The organism is Candidatus Microthrix parvicella Bio17-1, assembly GCF_000299415.1.
In the GTDB taxonomy this organism is placed as follows: domain Bacteria; phylum Actinomycetota; class Acidimicrobiia; order Acidimicrobiales; family Microtrichaceae; genus Microthrix; species Microthrix parvicella.
Genome location: NZ_AMPG01000001.1, coordinates 1459920 through 1476936 on the forward strand (window position 1 = coordinate 1459920; position 17017 = coordinate 1476936).

The following is a 17017-nucleotide window of genomic DNA, read 5'->3' on the forward strand; positions in this document are numbered from 1 at the left end:
CGACCTCAGTCGGCTCCCGCCAGGATGGATTGAGGGTGACGGGCAAGGATCGGAGCCGGTTCCGCCGCCGGTGCCTCCTTGGCACGACGGCGGCCGGCGGCCCGCTCCCAGCGATCGCGTTGCACCAGCCCGGCCGCCACGCCCACGATTGGGAGCTGCGGCAGCAGCCCGTAGAACCCGAACTGCAGCAGGAAGATCACCAACACGACCGCTGACCAAACCTCCACGTCGCGGCGGGTGCGCAGCGCCGCCCAGGTGGTGCGCACCATCCAGTAGACGAACAGCGCAAGCGCAACAAAACCGTGGTTGTACATGATCCACCACACCAGGCCGTGGGTGCCGATCGGCGGGGTGCCCTCCTGTGGGGTCGGGGCACCCCACCCAATCAGCGGAGACTCCAGGGCACCACCCCAGGCATCCACGTACAGCGTGGCCCGCGACTCGTTTGAATCCGTCGCAGTCTCAATTTTGGTGAACACGAGGTCACCCAATGGCGAAAAGGCCAACAGCAGCGCCACCACCACCGCCAGGCCAACCGCCACCTTCGCACCGGTCCAATCGCCGCTCATCGCCCGGCGGGCCGCCCAGTAGACGAACAGCACTGCGATGGACATCCACAGACCACGATTGAACGAGAACGCCGTCGGCACGGTCGACAGCGCCAGCATCACCTGGCCGAAGCGACGCCGCCGTGCCAGTGGTGAACGCACGAATGCCCCGAAAAAGAACGGGAGGGTCAGGCCCATGGTGGAACCCCAGCCGTTGGCGAAGGCCATCGGCGCCGAGGGGCGGGCCAGGGTGTAACCCAAATAGTTGGTGACCTCCGCCAAGCGCAGGCTGCTGACGGAATCGATGAACCCGCTGGTGGCGACACCCTCGGGCAGGATCAGCTGCAGGCCACTCGGTGCGGTGAACGTGCCCGCAACCAACGCCAGATAACCGAACCCGACACAGCCGACGAAGATCAACCCCAGCCAGTACTGCACCACCTGGGTCGGCAGGCGTTGGCGGGGAACGTTTGCGAACCACACGAGGCAGGCCCAGAGCGAGGCCATGATCACCCAGCGGTAACCGAACAGCATCAGCCCCTGGGCCTCTTCGATATGGACTCCCGAGAGCCCCACGATGACGAGGAACCCGCTCAGAGCGACAGCGCCGGTGGGCACTCGGAAGCGGGACGGTCGAGCCAGGATCACCGGCCCGAACGCAACTGCCGGCAGCACCCACACGAACGGGTACAGGCCAAGCAGCCACAACACCGGCATGCCGAGCGACCATAAGGCCACGGGCCACCCGATGGACAGATACCTCCGGGCACTGAACGAACGGTCCGAGCACTCATCGGTGCTGCGCCTTCGCTGGGGCGCCAATGACCATGTGGTGTTCCCAGGCGGTCGCGGTTGCGAACGGGCGGCATGCTCGAAGCACTCGACCCGGACCGGCACAGGTTCCGCGCCTGACCGGCGCCGCTCAGCCACGATGGGCGACCGTGTCATGCGGCACCGGCGACACCAGCGCCTCCAAGGCGGCAGAGATGCGAATCCCCCCTGGCGTTGGGGCCGAGCTCAGGGGTGTCACCGAACACCAACCAGGTTGGACCATCACACGGTCAAGTTGGGCTCGCAGTTCGGATTCGGTATTGGCACCAAGCGTCACGCCCCGCTCTACGAGAACCTTGGCAAACGCCACCTGGTGCCCATCGACGTGCTCACCCATCTCGTCGTTGCGCGGCACGACCAGCGGCTTCACCCCGGCACGCAACGCATCCATCACGGTGCCCGGCCCCGCAGCACACACCACCGCATCCGCACGGGACATCAGATCCAACAGTTCGTCAAAGTCCAAGGCCTCCGGGCAGTACGCGACCCCACCTGGATGCGGGGCGGTGCCTCGCTGAATCACCACCTGGGCATCGTCGGCATGATCGTCGGCCCAGCGGCCGGCCCATGTCACCAGCCGACCGAACCGGTGGCTGTCGGTGCCCACCGTGACCACAACCAATGCCGGGTGTGAACCGGCGCGGCGCATTGCGACGTCGTCCTCAGCCCCGTTTGGACCGCGTGGGTTGACGGCGACGATCGGCGCATCGGGCCAGATCGTGCCCATCACCTGAGCGTTCGGATAGAGCGAACCCTGCTCCGGCCACTGCACCAACACCGCGTCGCTGACCCGACGCACGAGGCGGCCGGTCATCGTCGTCGAGTCGATGCGGTCATACACCTCCAGGTAGGCGGTCTTGATCCCCATCAACCGACCCAGCCAGAAGAAGGGCACCGCCACACCCGCACCGGTGGACACGATCAGGTCGGGCCGCCGGCGCCGCAGTTCCCGCCAGGCCATCACCAGGTTGCGAGCCAGGTTGGGCAGATTGCGCGCGGTCGGGTGATGCGCCCACACGACCTCCTCGCCCCGCAACCGCGACACGACATCAGGCAAGTCGAAGCTGACCCACACCCGCCGGTGCCGTTGCCAGAACCCACTCAGCTCCAGCAGGTGGGAGAGGTGCCCACCGGAGGACGTCACCAACATCACCAACGCCTCGGTGCCGTCCGGACGCTTTCGGCCGCGACGAATCGCCACCGTCAGACCCTCGGCGCGCAGGCGTGGCGGCTCGGCATCGAACCCGAGGTTGCGCATCGTGCGGTCACAGTGCCACCACACCGGAGAGGTGCGCGTTGATGGAACGGAGGCTCTCGACGGTGGCAGTCAGTTCCTTGCGGTCGGCCGACTCCGATTCGACGGTCACCAGCACGCCGTCCACCTGCGGTGCCAAAGCAAGAGCGTCGGCGTAATCGGTGGGCGAAGGCGCGATCAGAACAACCTGATCGAAGGCGACCCCATTGGGGTCGGTCAACGCGTCCTTGAGGCCCGAGAAGCGGAACAGTTGATCGCGTGCCTCCGCGCGTGACCCCACCGGCAACAGATAGAGGCCCTGACAACCGGGGATTTCCAGCACGGCGTCCTCCAGCCTGGCCGTGTTGGCCAACACCTCACCGAGCCCGGGCCCTCGGGGGACCGAGAAGTAGGCACCCAACGTGTCCTGGCGCAGGTTCGACCAGATCAACAGCACCCGGCTGCCCTCGCGGCCGAGGGTGACGGCCAGGTTCGCTGCGACCTCCTCAGCGGGGGCAGAACCCGCTGACGTCACCAGGAGGAACCTGGGCCCCGGGCCCTCCCAGCCTCCCAGTCGGAGGGCCAGGCGACGGTAGCTCTCGGCCTCGGCACCGTTGCCGTTGCCGGCCACCTCCACCCCGGGGGCATGGCGGCTGGCGGCGCGTCCGTACCACTCACCAAACCACTCCTTGTTGTCATCGTCGGCATCATCGTCGGTGGTGATCACGTTGACCGGGGTGGCCCCGACCAGCTCCTGGATGTCCTGGCTGCTGTGGACCCTCGGGTCGGTGCGGTCACGAATGAGCGCCACGAGGAACCCGACAACCAAGGCTGCGGCGACAACCCCGACGAGTACCACAGGTGCCCCCAGGCTGGTGCTGTCCACCGGCAGGGTTGCGGGACTGACCACGTTGCCCGTGGTGCTGTCCATGGACTGCCACCCCGATCTCTCCACCCTCAGGTTGCTCTGTTCGCTCAACTGGGAGTTGAGCTGTGCGGAGAGCACGGTCGCCTTGGTGGGGTTCTTCTCGGGGTCGACATCCTCCAGTCGGCGCGAGGTGGCGAGCACCAGGTCGTCAAGCAGTTTCACCTGCTGGTCCAGCCCATTGATCACGCGGGATCGTCGGGATTCCTCCTGCTTTTGGCGAAGTGTCAGGTAGCTGTCGACCAGCGCCTGCGCTCCAGCCTGTGCCGCCGCCGGATCGTCGGCCAGATAGCTGACGTCCAACGCCAGGCTGTCGGGAAGTACCGTGACCGAGGAGTGGTCCCGGAGTTGGTCGGCCGACACGTCGTCGCCCAACAGTTCAGCGGCGCGCTGTGCCACCTCGTCGGAGCGCAGGATGCTCTTCTGAGTGGCGGTGAGCGTGGCGACCGGGCTGATCCCGCCGGTGCCGGAGCTTCCTGGCGCGGTCGGTGCCTGTTCCAACACAATTCGAGCAGTGGATTGGTAGCCGGGCTCGGCCTTGGCCAGGTAGGCCAGACCAAACAGCGCTCCAAGCACGCCGGCCATCGCGATGATGACAAACCGTCGACGGGCCAGGCCGAGATAGTCGGCCAGGGTTGGGGTGTCTTCACCGTCCACGACGGCCTCCCTTGATGGTCGGGGGTTGGCAGCAAGAGTCGACGGCCGCGCCGGGGCGACCCGCTCGCTGGTTGAGCGTGCCGTGAGCGGACGCGTGGCCGCCTCGGAACGAAGTCGGGCCGGCAGCCGACCGTGTCGAGACTGCGCCCGACCGGGGAGCAACCGGTCCAATCCGGTCTCACTTCGGAACCGCCACACACACCCGACGAAGGTGACCGTGCCACCCACAACGGCCACGATGAGGCCGAGCCAGGTTGCACCAAACGACACCCGACAGAGCAACGTGACGACGCCAACGGAGGCGGTGGCAAGACCGGCGCTCCACGCTGCGGGGCGGCTGATCATGTTCAAACCCATCCGCTGGTGGGCCTGCCAGGCCGGCAACACCACCAGCAGCACCAGGGTGAGCGCCCAGATGACCCCGGCCCCGGTGATGCCAAGCCGGGGGATGAGCACCAGGTTTCCGACCAGGTTGAAGACGACGGCGATACCGGCATTTCCCATGGCCTGGGAACTCTTGCCCCCCATGAGAATGACCGATCCCGCCGGACCGAACAGGGAGAACACCATCAGGCCGAGCGAGAGTGCGATCAGGGCTCCCTGGGCTGCCAACACCTCCGGGCCGAACACCCCCAACAACACCGGGGCGAACCCGATCGTCACCAGGTAGATCGGCCAGGTGAGCGCCGTCTGCCAACCCGCAGCGGTACGAACCAGGTGCGAGGTGGCACGGCCACGATGCCTGGCCATCAGGCTCGAAACCCTGGGGCCAACCACCTGCATGATCGCCTCGGAGATGAAGGCGCCAATCACCACGTACCGGGTGCCCGAAGCGTAGACACCGGCCGCCTGGGTGGACACCAGGGCACTCACCAGCAGCGTGTCAATCCAGGCGATCGACACCTCGAAGGTCTGCCCGGCGGCACGCGGAGCGCTGAATGCCCAAAATGCCTTGGCGATGGCCGGCCACGACGTTCGGTCAAAGCTCGGGCCACCATGGGGCGAGTCCGCTCCCGAGGCGACGCTGGCCATACGGGGTTCGTCGGGCGTCAAACGGGCCGCTTGAAGCAGGCGCCGCGACACGACGACCGCCGGAATCAGAGCCACCAGGTTGGTCAAAGCCCAGACGCGAGCCACAGCGACCACATCGCCACCCAGCCTGGTGGTGAGAAGGACAACGACCGGCAGCAACAACGCCCGTCCAATCTTCTCAATCACGGCCTGGGGCCACATCACCTCGTAGCCGCGGGTGGAACTCACCAACACCGTCTCGATCACGGCCAGTGGAAGCAGCGGCGCCAACGCCAAGAACACCCGGGCCAGCTGGGGCACGCCCGTACCGTTGGCGAATAGGTCGGCCAACCACGTCGACTGTGCCCCCATCAGCCAGGCGAACAGCAGGCTGATGCCCACCACCGGCACCAGGCTGACGGCCATCATCTTGGGGATGACGTCCACCGCGTGCACGGCGCGCAGGCGGGAGATCCAACGGATCAACCCCGTTGCCGACCCCAGCTCGGCGACACGAGCCAGGATGTTGAACGCGGCGATGGCCACCAGCGCCACACCGGCGGTCTCCGTACCAAGTTCATGGTTGAGCACCCACAGGAGCGCAAAGTTGGCAGCGCCGTACACCACGGCGGCCACCAGGTTGAGCGCGCCGCCGCGTGCCACCCCGCCGAGGGAGCCCGCCTCCCGATCTGGGAGATGACCGCGACCGCCGCCTTGGTCCAGATCCGACTGCACCTCGACATGGATCTCGCCGAATACGGCCTGCACGCCTGGCGCGGGCTGCGGACCCGAGTGGCCAGGTTCGTGCCTCATCACCGGCGGCGGGAGCAATGCCGAATTGGGACCGGCGCCGAGCGCCATGTCCATCTCAAGTTCACGAGACGGCGGCCACCTCACCGCTCCCCTCCCCCAGCTGCGGCCTTGGCGCAGTTCACCAGCTCATCGCACAACACAGGCAGGTCACCGAGCGCCTCGAGGTGGCCGGGCGCCCCTGCACGGGCGGCATCGATCAACCTCGCAGCCAGTTCCAAGACGTGAGCACAAGCCACCACCTGCCCCGTATCGGCACCCACCCCCAGGGAATCGAGGCTTTGAGCCCCAAGAATCCTCGACCGTTGGAGCGCCCTCGCCACGTCGACCGACCCGGTGACGTGCAGCTGCTGGTAATGCCAGTGATAGGCGTCGAGGCCAACCGGCCGGTCAGCCCCCGAGTACTCCCAGTCCCACACCCACAGCGAGGCGCCCGACCACGCCAGATTCCATGGCACCCAGTCGCCGTGCCATCGGCCCAGTGGCACCGGGAGGTCAGCGATCAGCTCGGCGGCACGTTTCCATGCATCGGCGAACCGGTCCCAAGCGTCGCGCCTCGCCGAATCCAGGCCTGCGGGCCGTGCCGCGACCAGTGCGTCAGCCCAGGTGGCTCCACCCGACGACGCGAACGCCTGGAGCCGCGGTGGCCCATCCAGGCCGGCGACCTCGAGAAGCGCTTCGGGTCGAAGCCCGTCGTCAACCGACATGCGCACCACGTCGGCGGGCATCGGCGCGGTGACCGAGACCACCGTGTCGCCCCACTCGAAGCGTTCCAGCAGCGTTGGACTGGCGAACTGGCTGCGCTTTCGTCGTACCAGTTGATGCAGCACGGCCGCCTCAGTCTCGACCTGGGCACGCGTGAGCTCGGTCCAGCCCACCTTGGCGTAAGCCACCGGCGTTCCGTCCAAGGCGAAGAGCTGCAGCGTTGGCGTCCAGAACGGGTCCACGTTGCGGGGCGAGGTGGCGAAGCTCAGATCGTCACGTCCAAGCCGTCGAGCCAGTTCATGCAGCAGGGGAACCAACTGCTCGTCGGCGCCCGCAAAACGTCCGGTGGGCGGCCCGCTGGTCATCGCAGTGCCCTGAACCCTTTGGAGCACACCGCTGCCCAGGCCCCAACCAACCACCGCCCTTCGGCGGGCAACCGCCGGGGGCCGAAGGCGGTTGTAGGCCAGACAACTGGCTGCGGCCGCTCGGCGGGTCTCGGTCGGTACGTAAAACCTCGGGTTCGCGGCGGTGGGAAACGCCCGATGCGTTTCGTCGTCGCTTGCGACGGCGACGGGTCGAAGCCCCAGGAGATCACCCAATACCGCGACCGAATCGTCGCTGAACACCTGCGTGCGGGCTCCCCGCTCCGTGACCGGTCCACGCTGGTCAAGCGACTCAGCCGATCGTGTGCCACCGCCGTGCCTGCTCATAGTCCCCGACCACGACGATTCAACGCGGCGACCACCCGCCCCGGCGGCACCAGTCGGGCCCACACCCCGATGGCCAACCAGGCCCGCGGCTGGCGCAGGTCGGCGGCGAGCGCGGCGCGGATCAGCCGCCTGGCCTCGACGCGGTTGCCCGCCGAAGCCGCAGCGAATGCTCGCTGGCCCAGCACGCGGGCATGCCCCCTCGGATGGTCAACGAACTCCGGGAACCGCTCCAGCAGGTACCCCAGGGCGGTGTCGATCGTCCGCCAGCGTTCCGCAAACAGCGACCCTCCCCCCCACCCCTTGCACACCAACGGGGACCGGGTGGTGGGCAGCGGATGGCGCTGCGCGGCGCGCAGCACAAACTCGTAGTCCTCGGCGTAGCCGCCGGGGATCTCCTCGTCGGCGCCGCCGAGACGGTCGGGGTCGAGGAACGCATCACGGCGCACCATGGTGGTGACGAATTCCACCTCCATCATGCGATCGTCCAGCAGGTCGCCCATCGTGACCGCTTCGGTGAGGAGCGGCCGTTCGGTGATCGTGCCGAGGTGGTCCACCAGCAGACCGCACACCACAGCGTCGACCTCGGGGCGACGCTCCAGCAACGCCACCTGGGTCTCGGTCTTGTCTGGCAACCAGGTGTCGTCGTCGTCGCAAAAGCCCAGAAACTCCCCGGTCGCCACCTCCGCCCCACAGTTCCGGCCCGCCGGGAGCCCCCGGCGATGGGTGTTTCTCAGCACGGTCACCGGGCGACGAGCGTCGTTGACGTTGAGCGAGGTATCGGGTGCGGTGCCGTCGTACACGACGAGGGTTTCGATCACACCGTCGTACCGTTGAGCAACGATGGACGCGATCGCCTCACGTAGGAGTTTCGGACGATCAACGGTGCAGATCACCACCGAGGCTCGGGGCCGACCCAAAGCCGCGCCGACCTCGGACACCTGCTGCGACGACGCTGCGGCTGTGCCCGCAACCGTCGCCGCCAATGGGTGATTTCCTACCGCAGCTTGCTTGACGCGCTCACTGCCGGCGCTCGCCTGATCCCGCATGCCCATCCCGATTGTCGTGGTCCCGCCAGGGACGTTGCGAGGGTATCGCCGGCCGGCAGCGATCCGACCCTGTCCGACGAGACACTGAGCAGAAGGGCTAAATGGACCCCTCTGCCATGCGCACAGCCACCTGAGCGGCGGCCTCGGCGGTGCGGGCGATGTCCTCGGGGCGGTGGGCAAGGGACGGGAACATCACCTCGTATGGCCCGGGAGCCAGAGCGATGCCTGCATCCAACATGCCATGGAAGAACTGTGGGTACAGGCCCAGCGACACCGAGGCGCGTGCAGACTCGAAGTCGACGGGCAGATCGGAGCCAAAGAACACCCCAACCAACGGGCCCACCCTTGGCACCCTCGCCTCGATCCCGGCGTCCGAAAATGCTCGATGCAGGCCGTCGGCCAGCGCCTCGGCGGTGTCCTCCAGCTGCGAGTATGCATCTGGGGTGAGCAACTCCAAGACAGCGAGCCCGGCTGCGGTGGCCAGCGGGTTCCCTGACAGCGTGCCCGCCTGATACACCGGGCCGAGGGGCGAGATATGACTCATCAGCTCGGTCGACGCGCCGTAGGCACCGACGGGCAGGCCTCCACCGATCACCTTGCCGAAGCACCAGATGTCGGGGGTGACCGACAGGAACTCGGTGGCGCCACCGAAGGCCAGCCGGAAACCGCAGATGACCTCGTCGAACATCAACAGTGCGCCCACTCGGTTGCACTCGTCGCGCAGCCCCTCGAGGAAGCCATCTCGAGGGGCGATCAAGCCCATGTTGGCCGCCACCGGCTCCACCACCACGACGGCCACCGTCTCGTCCAGCGTGGGCACCACGTTGTAGGGAGCCACCACGGTGTCGGCGATCGACCCCGGCGTCACCCCGGCCGAGTCCGGCGTGGAGGTCTCGCCCAGGTCGAACCCCTCGATGACGCCCGAGCCCGACGAGGCCAACAGCGCGTCGGAATGGCCGTGGTAGTTGCCGACGAACTTCACGATCTTGTTGCGGCCGGTTGCGCCTCGGGCCAGACGGATGGCCGACATGGTGGCCTCGGTGCCCGACGACACCAGCCGCAGCTGCTCAAGGCCATCGATTCGGCCCACCATGGTCTCCGCCAACCGCACCTCGCCCTCGGTGGGTGCACCGAACGTGGTGCCACGTTTGGCAGCCGCCTCGATGGTGGCGATCACCTTCGGGTGCGCGTGGCCCACGATTGAGGCGCCGTAGCTCTGCACGTAGTCGAGGAACACCGCTCCTTCCACGTCGGTGACGTAGGCACCGTGGCCCTCAGCGATGAAGTTTGGGGTGCCTCCGACCGAACGGAACGCCCGCACCGGCGAGTTGACCCCGCCGGGCATCACTCTGAGCCCGCGCTGATACAGATCGTGATTGGAGGTCATCGGGGCTCCTTGTTGGCTGGAACTGACGGGGCGGAAAGAGAGCGAAAGGTAGTTCAGGCCTGGGCAAACAGTTCGGCCATCGTTCGGGCAAAATAGGTCAGGATGAAGTCTGCGCCCGCTCGACGGATGGCCAGCAACTGCTCGAGCGCTGCGGCCTCCAGGTCGAGCCAGCCCCGTTGAGCGGCTGCATGCAGGGCGGCATATTCGCCCGACACCTGGTAGGCGGCCAAGGGTACGTTCACCAGGTCACGAGCCCGGGTGATCACATCCAGATAGGTGAGGGCGGGCTTCACCATGACCATGTCGGCGCCCTCGGCGACGTCCATGCGCAGTTCCTCAGCGGCTTCGCGGGCATTGGCCGGGTCCTGCTGATAGCCGCGACGATCGCCGCCGTCGGCGATGGTGACGTCGACCGCGTCGCGGAAGGGCCCGTAGAAGGCCGACGCGTACTTGGCGGAATACGCCAGGATGGCCACGTCGGTGGCGGCATCGCCATCGAGTGCACGCCGGATTGCGGCCACTTGACCGTCCATCATGCCCGAGGGCGCCACCACGTCCACACCGGCGGCCGCTTGGGCGTTGGCCACCCGGCCATACAGTTCGAGCGTGGCATCGTTGTCCACCCGGCCCGCTCCGTCGACGACGCCGCAATGGCCATGATCGGTGTACTCGTCAAGGCACAGATCGGCCATGACCACCATCGAGTCGCCCACCTCGGCCTTCACATCGGCGATGGCAAGTTGCACGATCCCGTCGGGGTCCCATGCTCCTGAGCCGACGTCGTCTTTTCGTTCGGGTACGCCAAAGAGGATGAGCGCAGGCACACCCAACTCGGCCAATGCCGTCACCTCGGCCCGCAGCGAGTCCCGGCTGTGCTGCGAGACCCCCGGAAGGCTGTCGATCGGCTGGGGCCTGGTGATGCCCTCACGCACGAACAGTGGGGCAACCAGATCGTCCACCCCCAAGCGGGTCTCGGCCACCAGCCGGCGCATCGCCGGGCTCGAGCGCATTCGTCGGGGTCGGCGGGCGGGGAAGCCGGACGAGTCGAGATCCATGCCGTCATGGTACCGGTGGGGCCATGGCCCCTCGGAGGCAGGCAGGGGGATGGGAAGTCCGGAGCCTGTCGCTCGCAGATCGCGAACCTCGCGTCGGTCTGCTCCTTGACGAACGGTGCTCGTCTCAGCCGGCGGGTTCGTAGCCCGCTCGGTCGAGTGCCCAGGTGAGGTATCGATCGGGCAGTTGGGCCAGGCCCGCGGCGGTCGGCGAGTCGAATCCGGCCAAAAGGTCTGATGCCCTGCCGTTCCAGTCCCTGGCCGCGTCCAGCGCCTGGCGAACCCCGTCGGATCCACGAACCAGTTCAGTGGCCTCAGCTGCCGCCGCCTCCTCGGTCCGGTTGGCAAGAAGCTCGGTCAGCCGATCGCCCTCCGCACCCTCGAGCGCGTAAATCACCGGCAGTGTGAACACGCCCTCGCCGATGTCGTTGCCCGCAGGCTTGCCCAGCTTCTCGCTGGTGGCCACGACGTCAAGCACGTCATCAATGATTTGGAACGCCATGCCGAAGCCCTCGCCGAACGCCGCCAGCGCGTCGACTTCAGCGGGGCCCATCCCCGCCGCCTGCGCCCCGACCTTTGCCGAACAACGCATCAAGGCGGCGGTCTTCCCCAGAATCGAGGCCTCGTACTCGGCCACGCTGCGCTTCGGATCACCCTGGCGGGTCACCTCGCGGCCCTGCCCGGCGGCGAGGTCGGCGATCGTGCGGGCCAGGCTGTGGGCCACGTCGGCAGAAACCGACGCCGCCTGAATGCCGGCGACCGCCAAGAGGTAGTCCCCAACCAGGATGGCCCAGTTGAGCCCCTCGCGAGCGTTGACCGTCTCGACGCCTCGCCGAGTTTTTGCGTGGTCCATCAGGTCGTCGTGGACGAGTGACCCAACCTGCACCAACTCGACCGCAACGCCTGCTGCGGTCACGTGATCGTTGGCGGGCGCGCCGCCCACCGCCGCCGCCGCAATCGTCAAGGTCGGCCGCAGGCGCTTGCCACCTCCGGTCACCACCCTGATGCCGGGCTCGACCAAGGCATCGAGCGTGTCAGCCTCCCGCAGCACGTCCACCATGGCCGCCTCGAGTGCGTCCAGGTCGGAGACCAGCGACGGTAGGGCCAACAGCTCGGACAGCTCGTGAAGGTCCATGGGTGGGAAGCCTACGGGCGCACCATCAGCGCACCCACAACCAACCCGGCAGCCCTCACAGAACCCAACCGAATGGCCTTTCCGGTCGGGGCCCGGGGCTCACACCGGTGGTGGGTCTCAGGTTGCGCTCATCCGGTAACCGCCGCGCCCATGCGTCGACGACGGGACTGATACTCGGCCACCGCCGAGTACAGGTGCCAGGCCCGAAAGTCCGGCCACAGCGTCTCGGTGAACACAAACTCGGCGTAGCTCGCCTGCCAGAGCAGGAAGTTGGAGAGCCGATGCTCGGCCGAGGTTCGAACCACCAGGTCGACGTCGGGCATCTCGGGCAGATAGAGACGGGCCTCCAAGTCGGCCTCGGTGACCGTTTCGGGCTCCACCCCATCGGCCAGCAGCGAGCGCACCGCATCGATGATCTCCGCTCGACCGCCGTAGTTGAACGCGATCACCAACTGCAGCCGGGTGTTGTGGGCGGTCCGGGCGGAGATGTCGTTGAGGTACGCCCGCGACCTGTCGGGGATGCGCTCGTCGTCGAGCCGTCCGACGAACCGAATGCGAACACCCAGCTCGCGCAGTTCCTCCACCCGTTCCTCGTGCAGCAACCACTCGGAGAAGTCCATGAGGAACGCGATTTCAGAGTCGTTACGACGCCAGTTCTCCGTGGAGAACGCATACAGCGACAGCCATTCGACGCCAAGGTTGAGCGCGCCCCGCACGCTGGAGTACACCGCCTCCTCGGCGGCGCGATGGCCCTCGGTGCGTTCGGTTTCACGCATCAGGGCCCACCGGCCGTTACCGTCCATGATGGCGCCGATGTGACGGGGTATCTCGCCCGCCTGAACCCGAGGCAGTTCGGGTTGTTCGATGATGCGCATGGTCCGGACGCTACCGGTCGGCCGTTGCGGGATTCACATACGGGCTGGCACACGGGGGCTCCACTGAGGAACTCGGCCGCAGCGACGGCAGCCAACGCCAACTCCCGAGCTGATGGGCTGAATTCAAACCAGTTGAGTCCACCCCCGCCGATCGGCGGAATCACCCCGCACTTGAATGTTGCCCCCAAGTCCGCCGGACGACGCGCCGGACCGACCGGGTCAGCCGACGTCGGCGGGTGCCACCAGCAGGCCGATCAGAGCGGAGACCAGCCCATCAAGGGAGTGAGGCCGGGCCACAGCATCGACGGTGAAGCCCGCCCGCCGTGCGGTGTCCGCAGCAATGGGTCCGATACAGACGACGAGCCGAGGCACGGCCTTGCCGCCAAACCGGGACAGAAACCCCGTCACCGTCGACGACGAGGTGAAGGTGATCGCATCGGCCCGGCCCACCCGACCTGCAAGCTCGGGGTTTGGCGGCGGGGTCACCGTGCGGTACGCAGGCACCACGTCAACCTCCCAACCTCGCTCGATCATCCCTTGAGGAAGCACGTTGCGGGCCACCTCGGCACGGACGATCAACACCTTCGCACCGGCGAACTGTGGGTCCCCCAATTCTGCCAGCAATCCCTCGCCGACGTGGTCCTCGGGCACCAGGTCGACCACGATGTCGGCCTCGCACAGAACTTCCGCCGTACCCGGCCCCACCGCCGCAAACGTGCATGCGTCAAGATCGGACCTATCCACCTCCACGGACTTGCACGCTGCCACCAGCGCCCGGGCCCCGTTGGGTGACGTGAGCACCACCGACGCATAGTCACCCAGCCGCCCGACGACGGCACGCAGGGCGGCCCCACCGTCGGCTGGGGGCTCGGTGGCGATACACGGTGCCGCGAGGGAGCACGCTCCGAGCGATTCGAGCCGCTCGATCAGAGGCCCGGATTGAGCCTCGGCGCGTGTGACCACAACCGTGCGACCATCCAGCGGCCGCTTCGGTTGCGTCATGGGTTGGTGGCTCGGCCCGGCGGGCTCACCAGCACGACCGCCTCGGCAATCATCGGCTGCGCGCGGCCAACAGCTTTCGAGCGAGTTCAACCCCGAGGGCGGGGGGCGAGTCGCCTGAAGCCACACCGGTCAGGGTGGCCCGAGCGGGCCGTGCCGCCCCCACGTCCAGGACGCCCGCGATTCGAAGCCGTGGCCCGTCGAGCACTGCATGGGCGCCGGCGGGCAGCGTGCAGTCGCCACCAAGCTCTCGCAGAAACGCCCGCTCGGCCTCCACACAGGTACGGGTGGGAGCATGGTCCACCGCGCGCAGCGCTGCGAGTGTGGCGCCGTCGTCGGCACGGCATTCCACCGCCACGGCGCCTTGTCCCACCTGCGGGCAGAACATGGCCGGTGCCAAGACCTCGTCGGCGCGATCGTCGAGCCCAAGACGCTGAAGCGCGGCGAACGCCACCACGATGGCGTCCAACTCGCCCACCCGGGCAAGGCGGGTGGCAATGTTGCCCCGCAAACCAACCACATCCAGATCTGGTCGCAGGTCGAGCAGTTGGGTTTTGCGTCGCGCCGACCCTGTGCCCACCCGGGCGCCCGTGGGCAGGTCGATCATGCGGGCGCCGGCCATTGCATCGCGCGGGTCACCCCGGGGCAGGAAGGCCGCCAGCACCAGGCCCTCGGGGCCGATCGCCGGTAGGTCTTTGGCCGAGTGCACGGCCACGTCGGCCCGACCATCCAACAGCGCCGCCTGCACCTCCTTCACGAACACGCCCTTGCCGCCGATGACCTCCAGCGGCACGTCCAACCGGCGGTCGCCCTCGGTGGACACCTCCACCAGTTCGGCGTCGAGGTTGTCGTTGGCGGCCCGCAGGGCCTCCGCGGTGGCCTCGGCCTGCCATCGGGCGAGGGGGCTGGCGCGTGTGGCCAGCCGAACAGCCAACTCGCGCTGCGAGTGTGGCGAGCCGCTCAAGGAAGATCGAACAGGTCTCGGAGTGCCTCGGCCAGGCGGTCACCGCGCAGCGTGCCCGCCTGTTCGCGCAACCTCACCGATGGCTGATGCAGCAACTTGGCCAGCATGGCCTTCGTCACCTGATCCACCAGCGCCTGCGTTTCGGGGTCGAGGGCCTCCAGCTTGGAGGCGTGCCGCTCGAGTTCCAGCAACCGCAGCTGCTCGGCGCGGGTGCGCACCGATGCGATGATGGGCCCCGCAGCTCGGGCGGTGGTGGCATTGTGATAGCGCAGCACCTCGTCCTCGACGATGAGCCGGGCCGAGTCCACCTCGTTGCGACGCAGGTCGAGCCCGGCCTCGGTCAGGCGGGTCACATCGTCCATGTCGAAGAGGTCGATGCCGTCCAGGTCACCGGCCGTCGGGTCGACGTCGCGCGGCATGGCGATATCGACCACCACCAGGTCGGAGGCGCCCGCCAGCTGATCCGCGCCCAGCACCGTCGCCGTGGACGAAGTGCCACACAGCACGGCCTGGGCGGCGCCAAGCTCGGCCGACAGGTCGTCCAGGGCCACCGCCCGACCGTCAACCTCGGCGGCCAGTTCGGCACCCCGGGAGGCGGAGCGGTTGGCCACCACCACTCGGGATCCGGCCTGGCTCAGTGATCTGGCCATCGACGTGGCCATCTTTCCGGCCCCGACCACCACCACGATCGAGCCTTGCAGCGAATCGTCGCCGCCCAGCGCGTCGCGAGCTATCTCCACCGCCGCCTGAGACACCGACGCGGTGTGGGTGGCGATCGAGGTCTCGGTGCGCACCCGTTTACCGGCACCCAGGGCATGTCGAAAGGCCAGCTCGAGGGTGGGGCCGAGCGTGCCCTCATCGGCGGCGACGCGCTGCGCCGTCCGCACCTGTCCTTGCACCTCCACCTCGCCCAGCACGGCCGAGTCCAGTCCGGCCGCCACCGAAAACAGGTGCTCGATCGCCTCATCGTCCCACAACACCGTGAGGTGGGGGAGGAACCGGTCCGGGGTCACATCGGACAGCTCGACGAGCAGGTCCCTGAGGTCTTCGAACGCTCCGTGGAAACGCTCGGCCTTCACGTAGATCTCGGTGCGATTGCAGGTGGCCAGCACCACCGCCTCGGACACGTGATCGCGTGCGGTCAGGGTGGCGAGAAGCTTCGGGGTGTCCTCAGCGGTCACCGCGAAGCGTTCGAAGACCTCCAGGGGCAGGTCTCGATGTGTGACGCCAATGAGCAACACTGACACGCGGAGGACTCCTCACACCCCGGCGAGGGCTCACCGGCTACCCCACAGCTTGGTCGTCTGAGAAGCCGCGCGCCAAGCGCGGGCCACATCTCGTCGGTCACTCCGACGTGTCCGCCCTGTGTGACCGGGTTACGCGGACTCGGGGTCTTCGCGCGTTCGCCCCTGATAAAACGAGAGCACCTGCAATTCGAGGGCCAGGTCCACGTTTCGCAGCAGGACGCCGTCGGGCACCGTCAGCACCACCGGGGCGAAGTTGAGAATCGAGCCGACCCCGGCCGACACCAGTCGATCGGCCACGCTCTGGGCCACCGCCGGGGGGGTGGTGATGATGCCGATTGCGATGTCGTATGAGGGGACCAGCCGGGGCAGGTCGTCATCGGCGTGCACCTCCACCGAGCCGATATGGCTACCCCACTTGGTCGGATCGGCGTCGACGATGGCCACCACCGAGAAACCCCGTTCATCACCGGACAGATAGTTGGCGAGCGCGGCGCCGAGATTGCCGGCACCGACGATGACGCACGGCCAGTTTTGGTACATACCCAGCTGATGCCCCATCTCGGCCATCAGGCGGTCCACGTCGTAACCCACCCCGCGGATGCCGTAGGTGCCCAGAAAGGAGAGGTCTTTGCGCACTTTGGCGGCGTTGACGCCCGCCAGTTCGGCCAGCCGATCGGAGGAGATCGTGATTGTGCCCGCCTGCCGCTCGGCGACGACGGCACGGAAATACACCGGCAGCCGCGCCACCGTGGCCTCGGGGATGACCGGATTCAGGGACGAAACCGGATCCGCAGCGATGGCGGGGGTCGCATCCTCCTCGGTGCGGGAACGGCCCGCTCGCTCGGTCATATCCCTGACCGTACCGGCCTCGTGCGGCGATT

Annotated in this window: 13 protein-coding genes and 1 pseudogene; all 14 read right to left on the reverse strand. The window is 67.7% G+C overall.

All coding sequences use genetic code 11. The features are described 5' to 3' along the window. Positions 1-5 precede the first annotated feature (5 nt). The 14 genes and pseudogenes from MPARV_RS0107020 to MPARV_RS0107080 all read right to left on the reverse strand — a co-directional run bounded on the left by MPARV_RS0107020 (position 6) and on the right by MPARV_RS0107080 (position 16985). Complete coding sequence (locus tag MPARV_RS0107020) at positions 6-1286, reverse strand: O-antigen ligase family protein (protein ID WP_155852254.1); 1281 nt, start codon at positions 1284-1286, stop codon at positions 6-8. Between the two features lie 184 nt (positions 1287-1470). Next, entirely contained in the window at positions 1471-2106 is a 636-nt protein-coding gene (locus MPARV_RS26010) for a glycosyltransferase (RefSeq protein ID WP_420886232.1), read from the reverse strand. After that, positions 2092-2529, reverse strand: a pseudogene (locus tag MPARV_RS26015) (UDP-N-acetylglucosamine--LPS N-acetylglucosamine transferase); the annotation flags it as partial. The gene MPARV_RS26010 and the pseudogene MPARV_RS26015, both read right to left, overlap by 15 nt. Before the next feature lie 115 nt (positions 2530-2644). Further along, entirely contained in the window at positions 2645-6103 is a 3459-nt protein-coding gene (locus MPARV_RS0107030) for a Wzz/FepE/Etk N-terminal domain-containing protein (RefSeq protein ID WP_157789497.1), read from the reverse strand. After that, positions 6100-7347 (reverse strand): hypothetical protein, encoded by a 1248-nt coding sequence (locus MPARV_RS0107035; RefSeq protein ID WP_157789498.1) that lies wholly within the window; start codon positions 7345-7347, stop codon positions 6100-6102. Before MPARV_RS0107035 ends, MPARV_RS0107030 begins: the two co-directional genes overlap by 4 nt. A gap of 80 nt (positions 7348-7427) precedes the next feature. Then, positions 7428-8483 (reverse strand): glycosyltransferase family 2 protein, encoded by a 1056-nt coding sequence (locus tag MPARV_RS0107040; RefSeq protein WP_020377742.1) that lies wholly within the window; start codon positions 8481-8483, stop codon positions 7428-7430. Between the two features lie 91 nt (positions 8484-8574). Then, positions 8575-9864, reverse strand: coding sequence for a glutamate-1-semialdehyde 2,1-aminomutase (locus MPARV_RS0107045; RefSeq protein WP_020377743.1), 1290 nt, complete (start codon positions 9862-9864; stop codon positions 8575-8577). A 53-nt stretch (positions 9865-9917) separates the two neighbouring features. Next, positions 9918-10919 carry a porphobilinogen synthase gene (gene hemB / locus MPARV_RS0107050; protein ID WP_012229609.1) on the reverse strand — a complete coding sequence of 334 codons (1002 nt, stop codon included), beginning with the start codon at positions 10917-10919 and terminating at the stop codon, positions 9918-9920. Between the two features lie 124 nt (positions 10920-11043). Further along, positions 11044-12051, reverse strand: coding sequence for a polyprenyl synthetase family protein (locus MPARV_RS0107055; RefSeq protein WP_020377744.1), 1008 nt, complete (start codon positions 12049-12051; stop codon positions 11044-11046). 128 nt (positions 12052-12179) lie between these two features. Then, entirely contained in the window at positions 12180-12926 is a 747-nt protein-coding gene (gene uppS, locus MPARV_RS0107060; RefSeq protein WP_012229611.1) for a polyprenyl diphosphate synthase, read from the reverse strand. A 219-nt stretch (positions 12927-13145) separates the two neighbouring features. Further along, positions 13146-13928, reverse strand: a complete 783-nt coding sequence (locus tag MPARV_RS0107065; RefSeq protein WP_020377745.1) for a uroporphyrinogen-III synthase — start codon at positions 13926-13928, stop codon at positions 13146-13148. A 49-nt stretch (positions 13929-13977) separates the two neighbouring features. Next, positions 13978-14889 (reverse strand): hydroxymethylbilane synthase, encoded by a 912-nt coding sequence (gene hemC / locus MPARV_RS0107070; RefSeq protein WP_020377746.1) that lies wholly within the window; start codon positions 14887-14889, stop codon positions 13978-13980. Continuing rightward, positions 14886-16136, reverse strand: a complete 1251-nt coding sequence (gene hemA / locus MPARV_RS0107075; protein ID WP_012229616.1) for a glutamyl-tRNA reductase — start codon at positions 16134-16136, stop codon at positions 14886-14888. The genes hemC and hemA overlap by 4 nt, the downstream gene beginning before the upstream one ends. A 129-nt stretch (positions 16137-16265) precedes the next feature. Continuing rightward, complete coding sequence (locus MPARV_RS0107080) at positions 16266-16985, reverse strand: redox-sensing transcriptional repressor Rex (protein ID WP_012229618.1); 720 nt, start codon at positions 16983-16985, stop codon at positions 16266-16268. Between the last annotated feature and the right edge of the window lie 32 nt (positions 16986-17017).

Excerpts from the sequence above, each read along its gene's own strand:
- MPARV_RS26010 (WP_420886232.1), bottom strand. The coding sequence starts at position 2,106 with ATGGGCACGATCTGGCCCGATGCGCCGATCGTCGCCGTCAACCCACGC.
- MPARV_RS0107040 (WP_020377742.1), bottom strand. The coding sequence starts at position 8,483 with ATGGGCATGCGGGATCAGGCGAGCGCCGGCAGTGAGCGCGTCAAGCAA.
- MPARV_RS0107045 (WP_020377743.1), bottom strand. The coding sequence starts at position 9,864 with ATGACCTCCAATCACGATCTGTATCAGCGCGGGCTCAGAGTGATGCCC.
- hemB (WP_012229609.1), bottom strand. The coding sequence starts at position 10,919 with ATGGATCTCGACTCGTCCGGCTTCCCCGCCCGCCGACCCCGACGAATG.
- MPARV_RS0107055 (WP_020377744.1), bottom strand. The coding sequence starts at position 12,051 with ATGGACCTTCACGAGCTGTCCGAGCTGTTGGCCCTACCGTCGCTGGTC.
- uppS (WP_012229611.1), bottom strand. The coding sequence starts at position 12,926 with ATGCGCATCATCGAACAACCCGAACTGCCTCGGGTTCAGGCGGGCGAG.
- MPARV_RS0107065 (WP_020377745.1), bottom strand. The coding sequence starts at position 13,928 with ATGACGCAACCGAAGCGGCCGCTGGATGGTCGCACGGTTGTGGTCACA.
- MPARV_RS0107080 (WP_012229618.1), bottom strand. The coding sequence starts at position 16,985 with ATGACCGAGCGAGCGGGCCGTTCCCGCACCGAGGAGGATGCGACCCCC.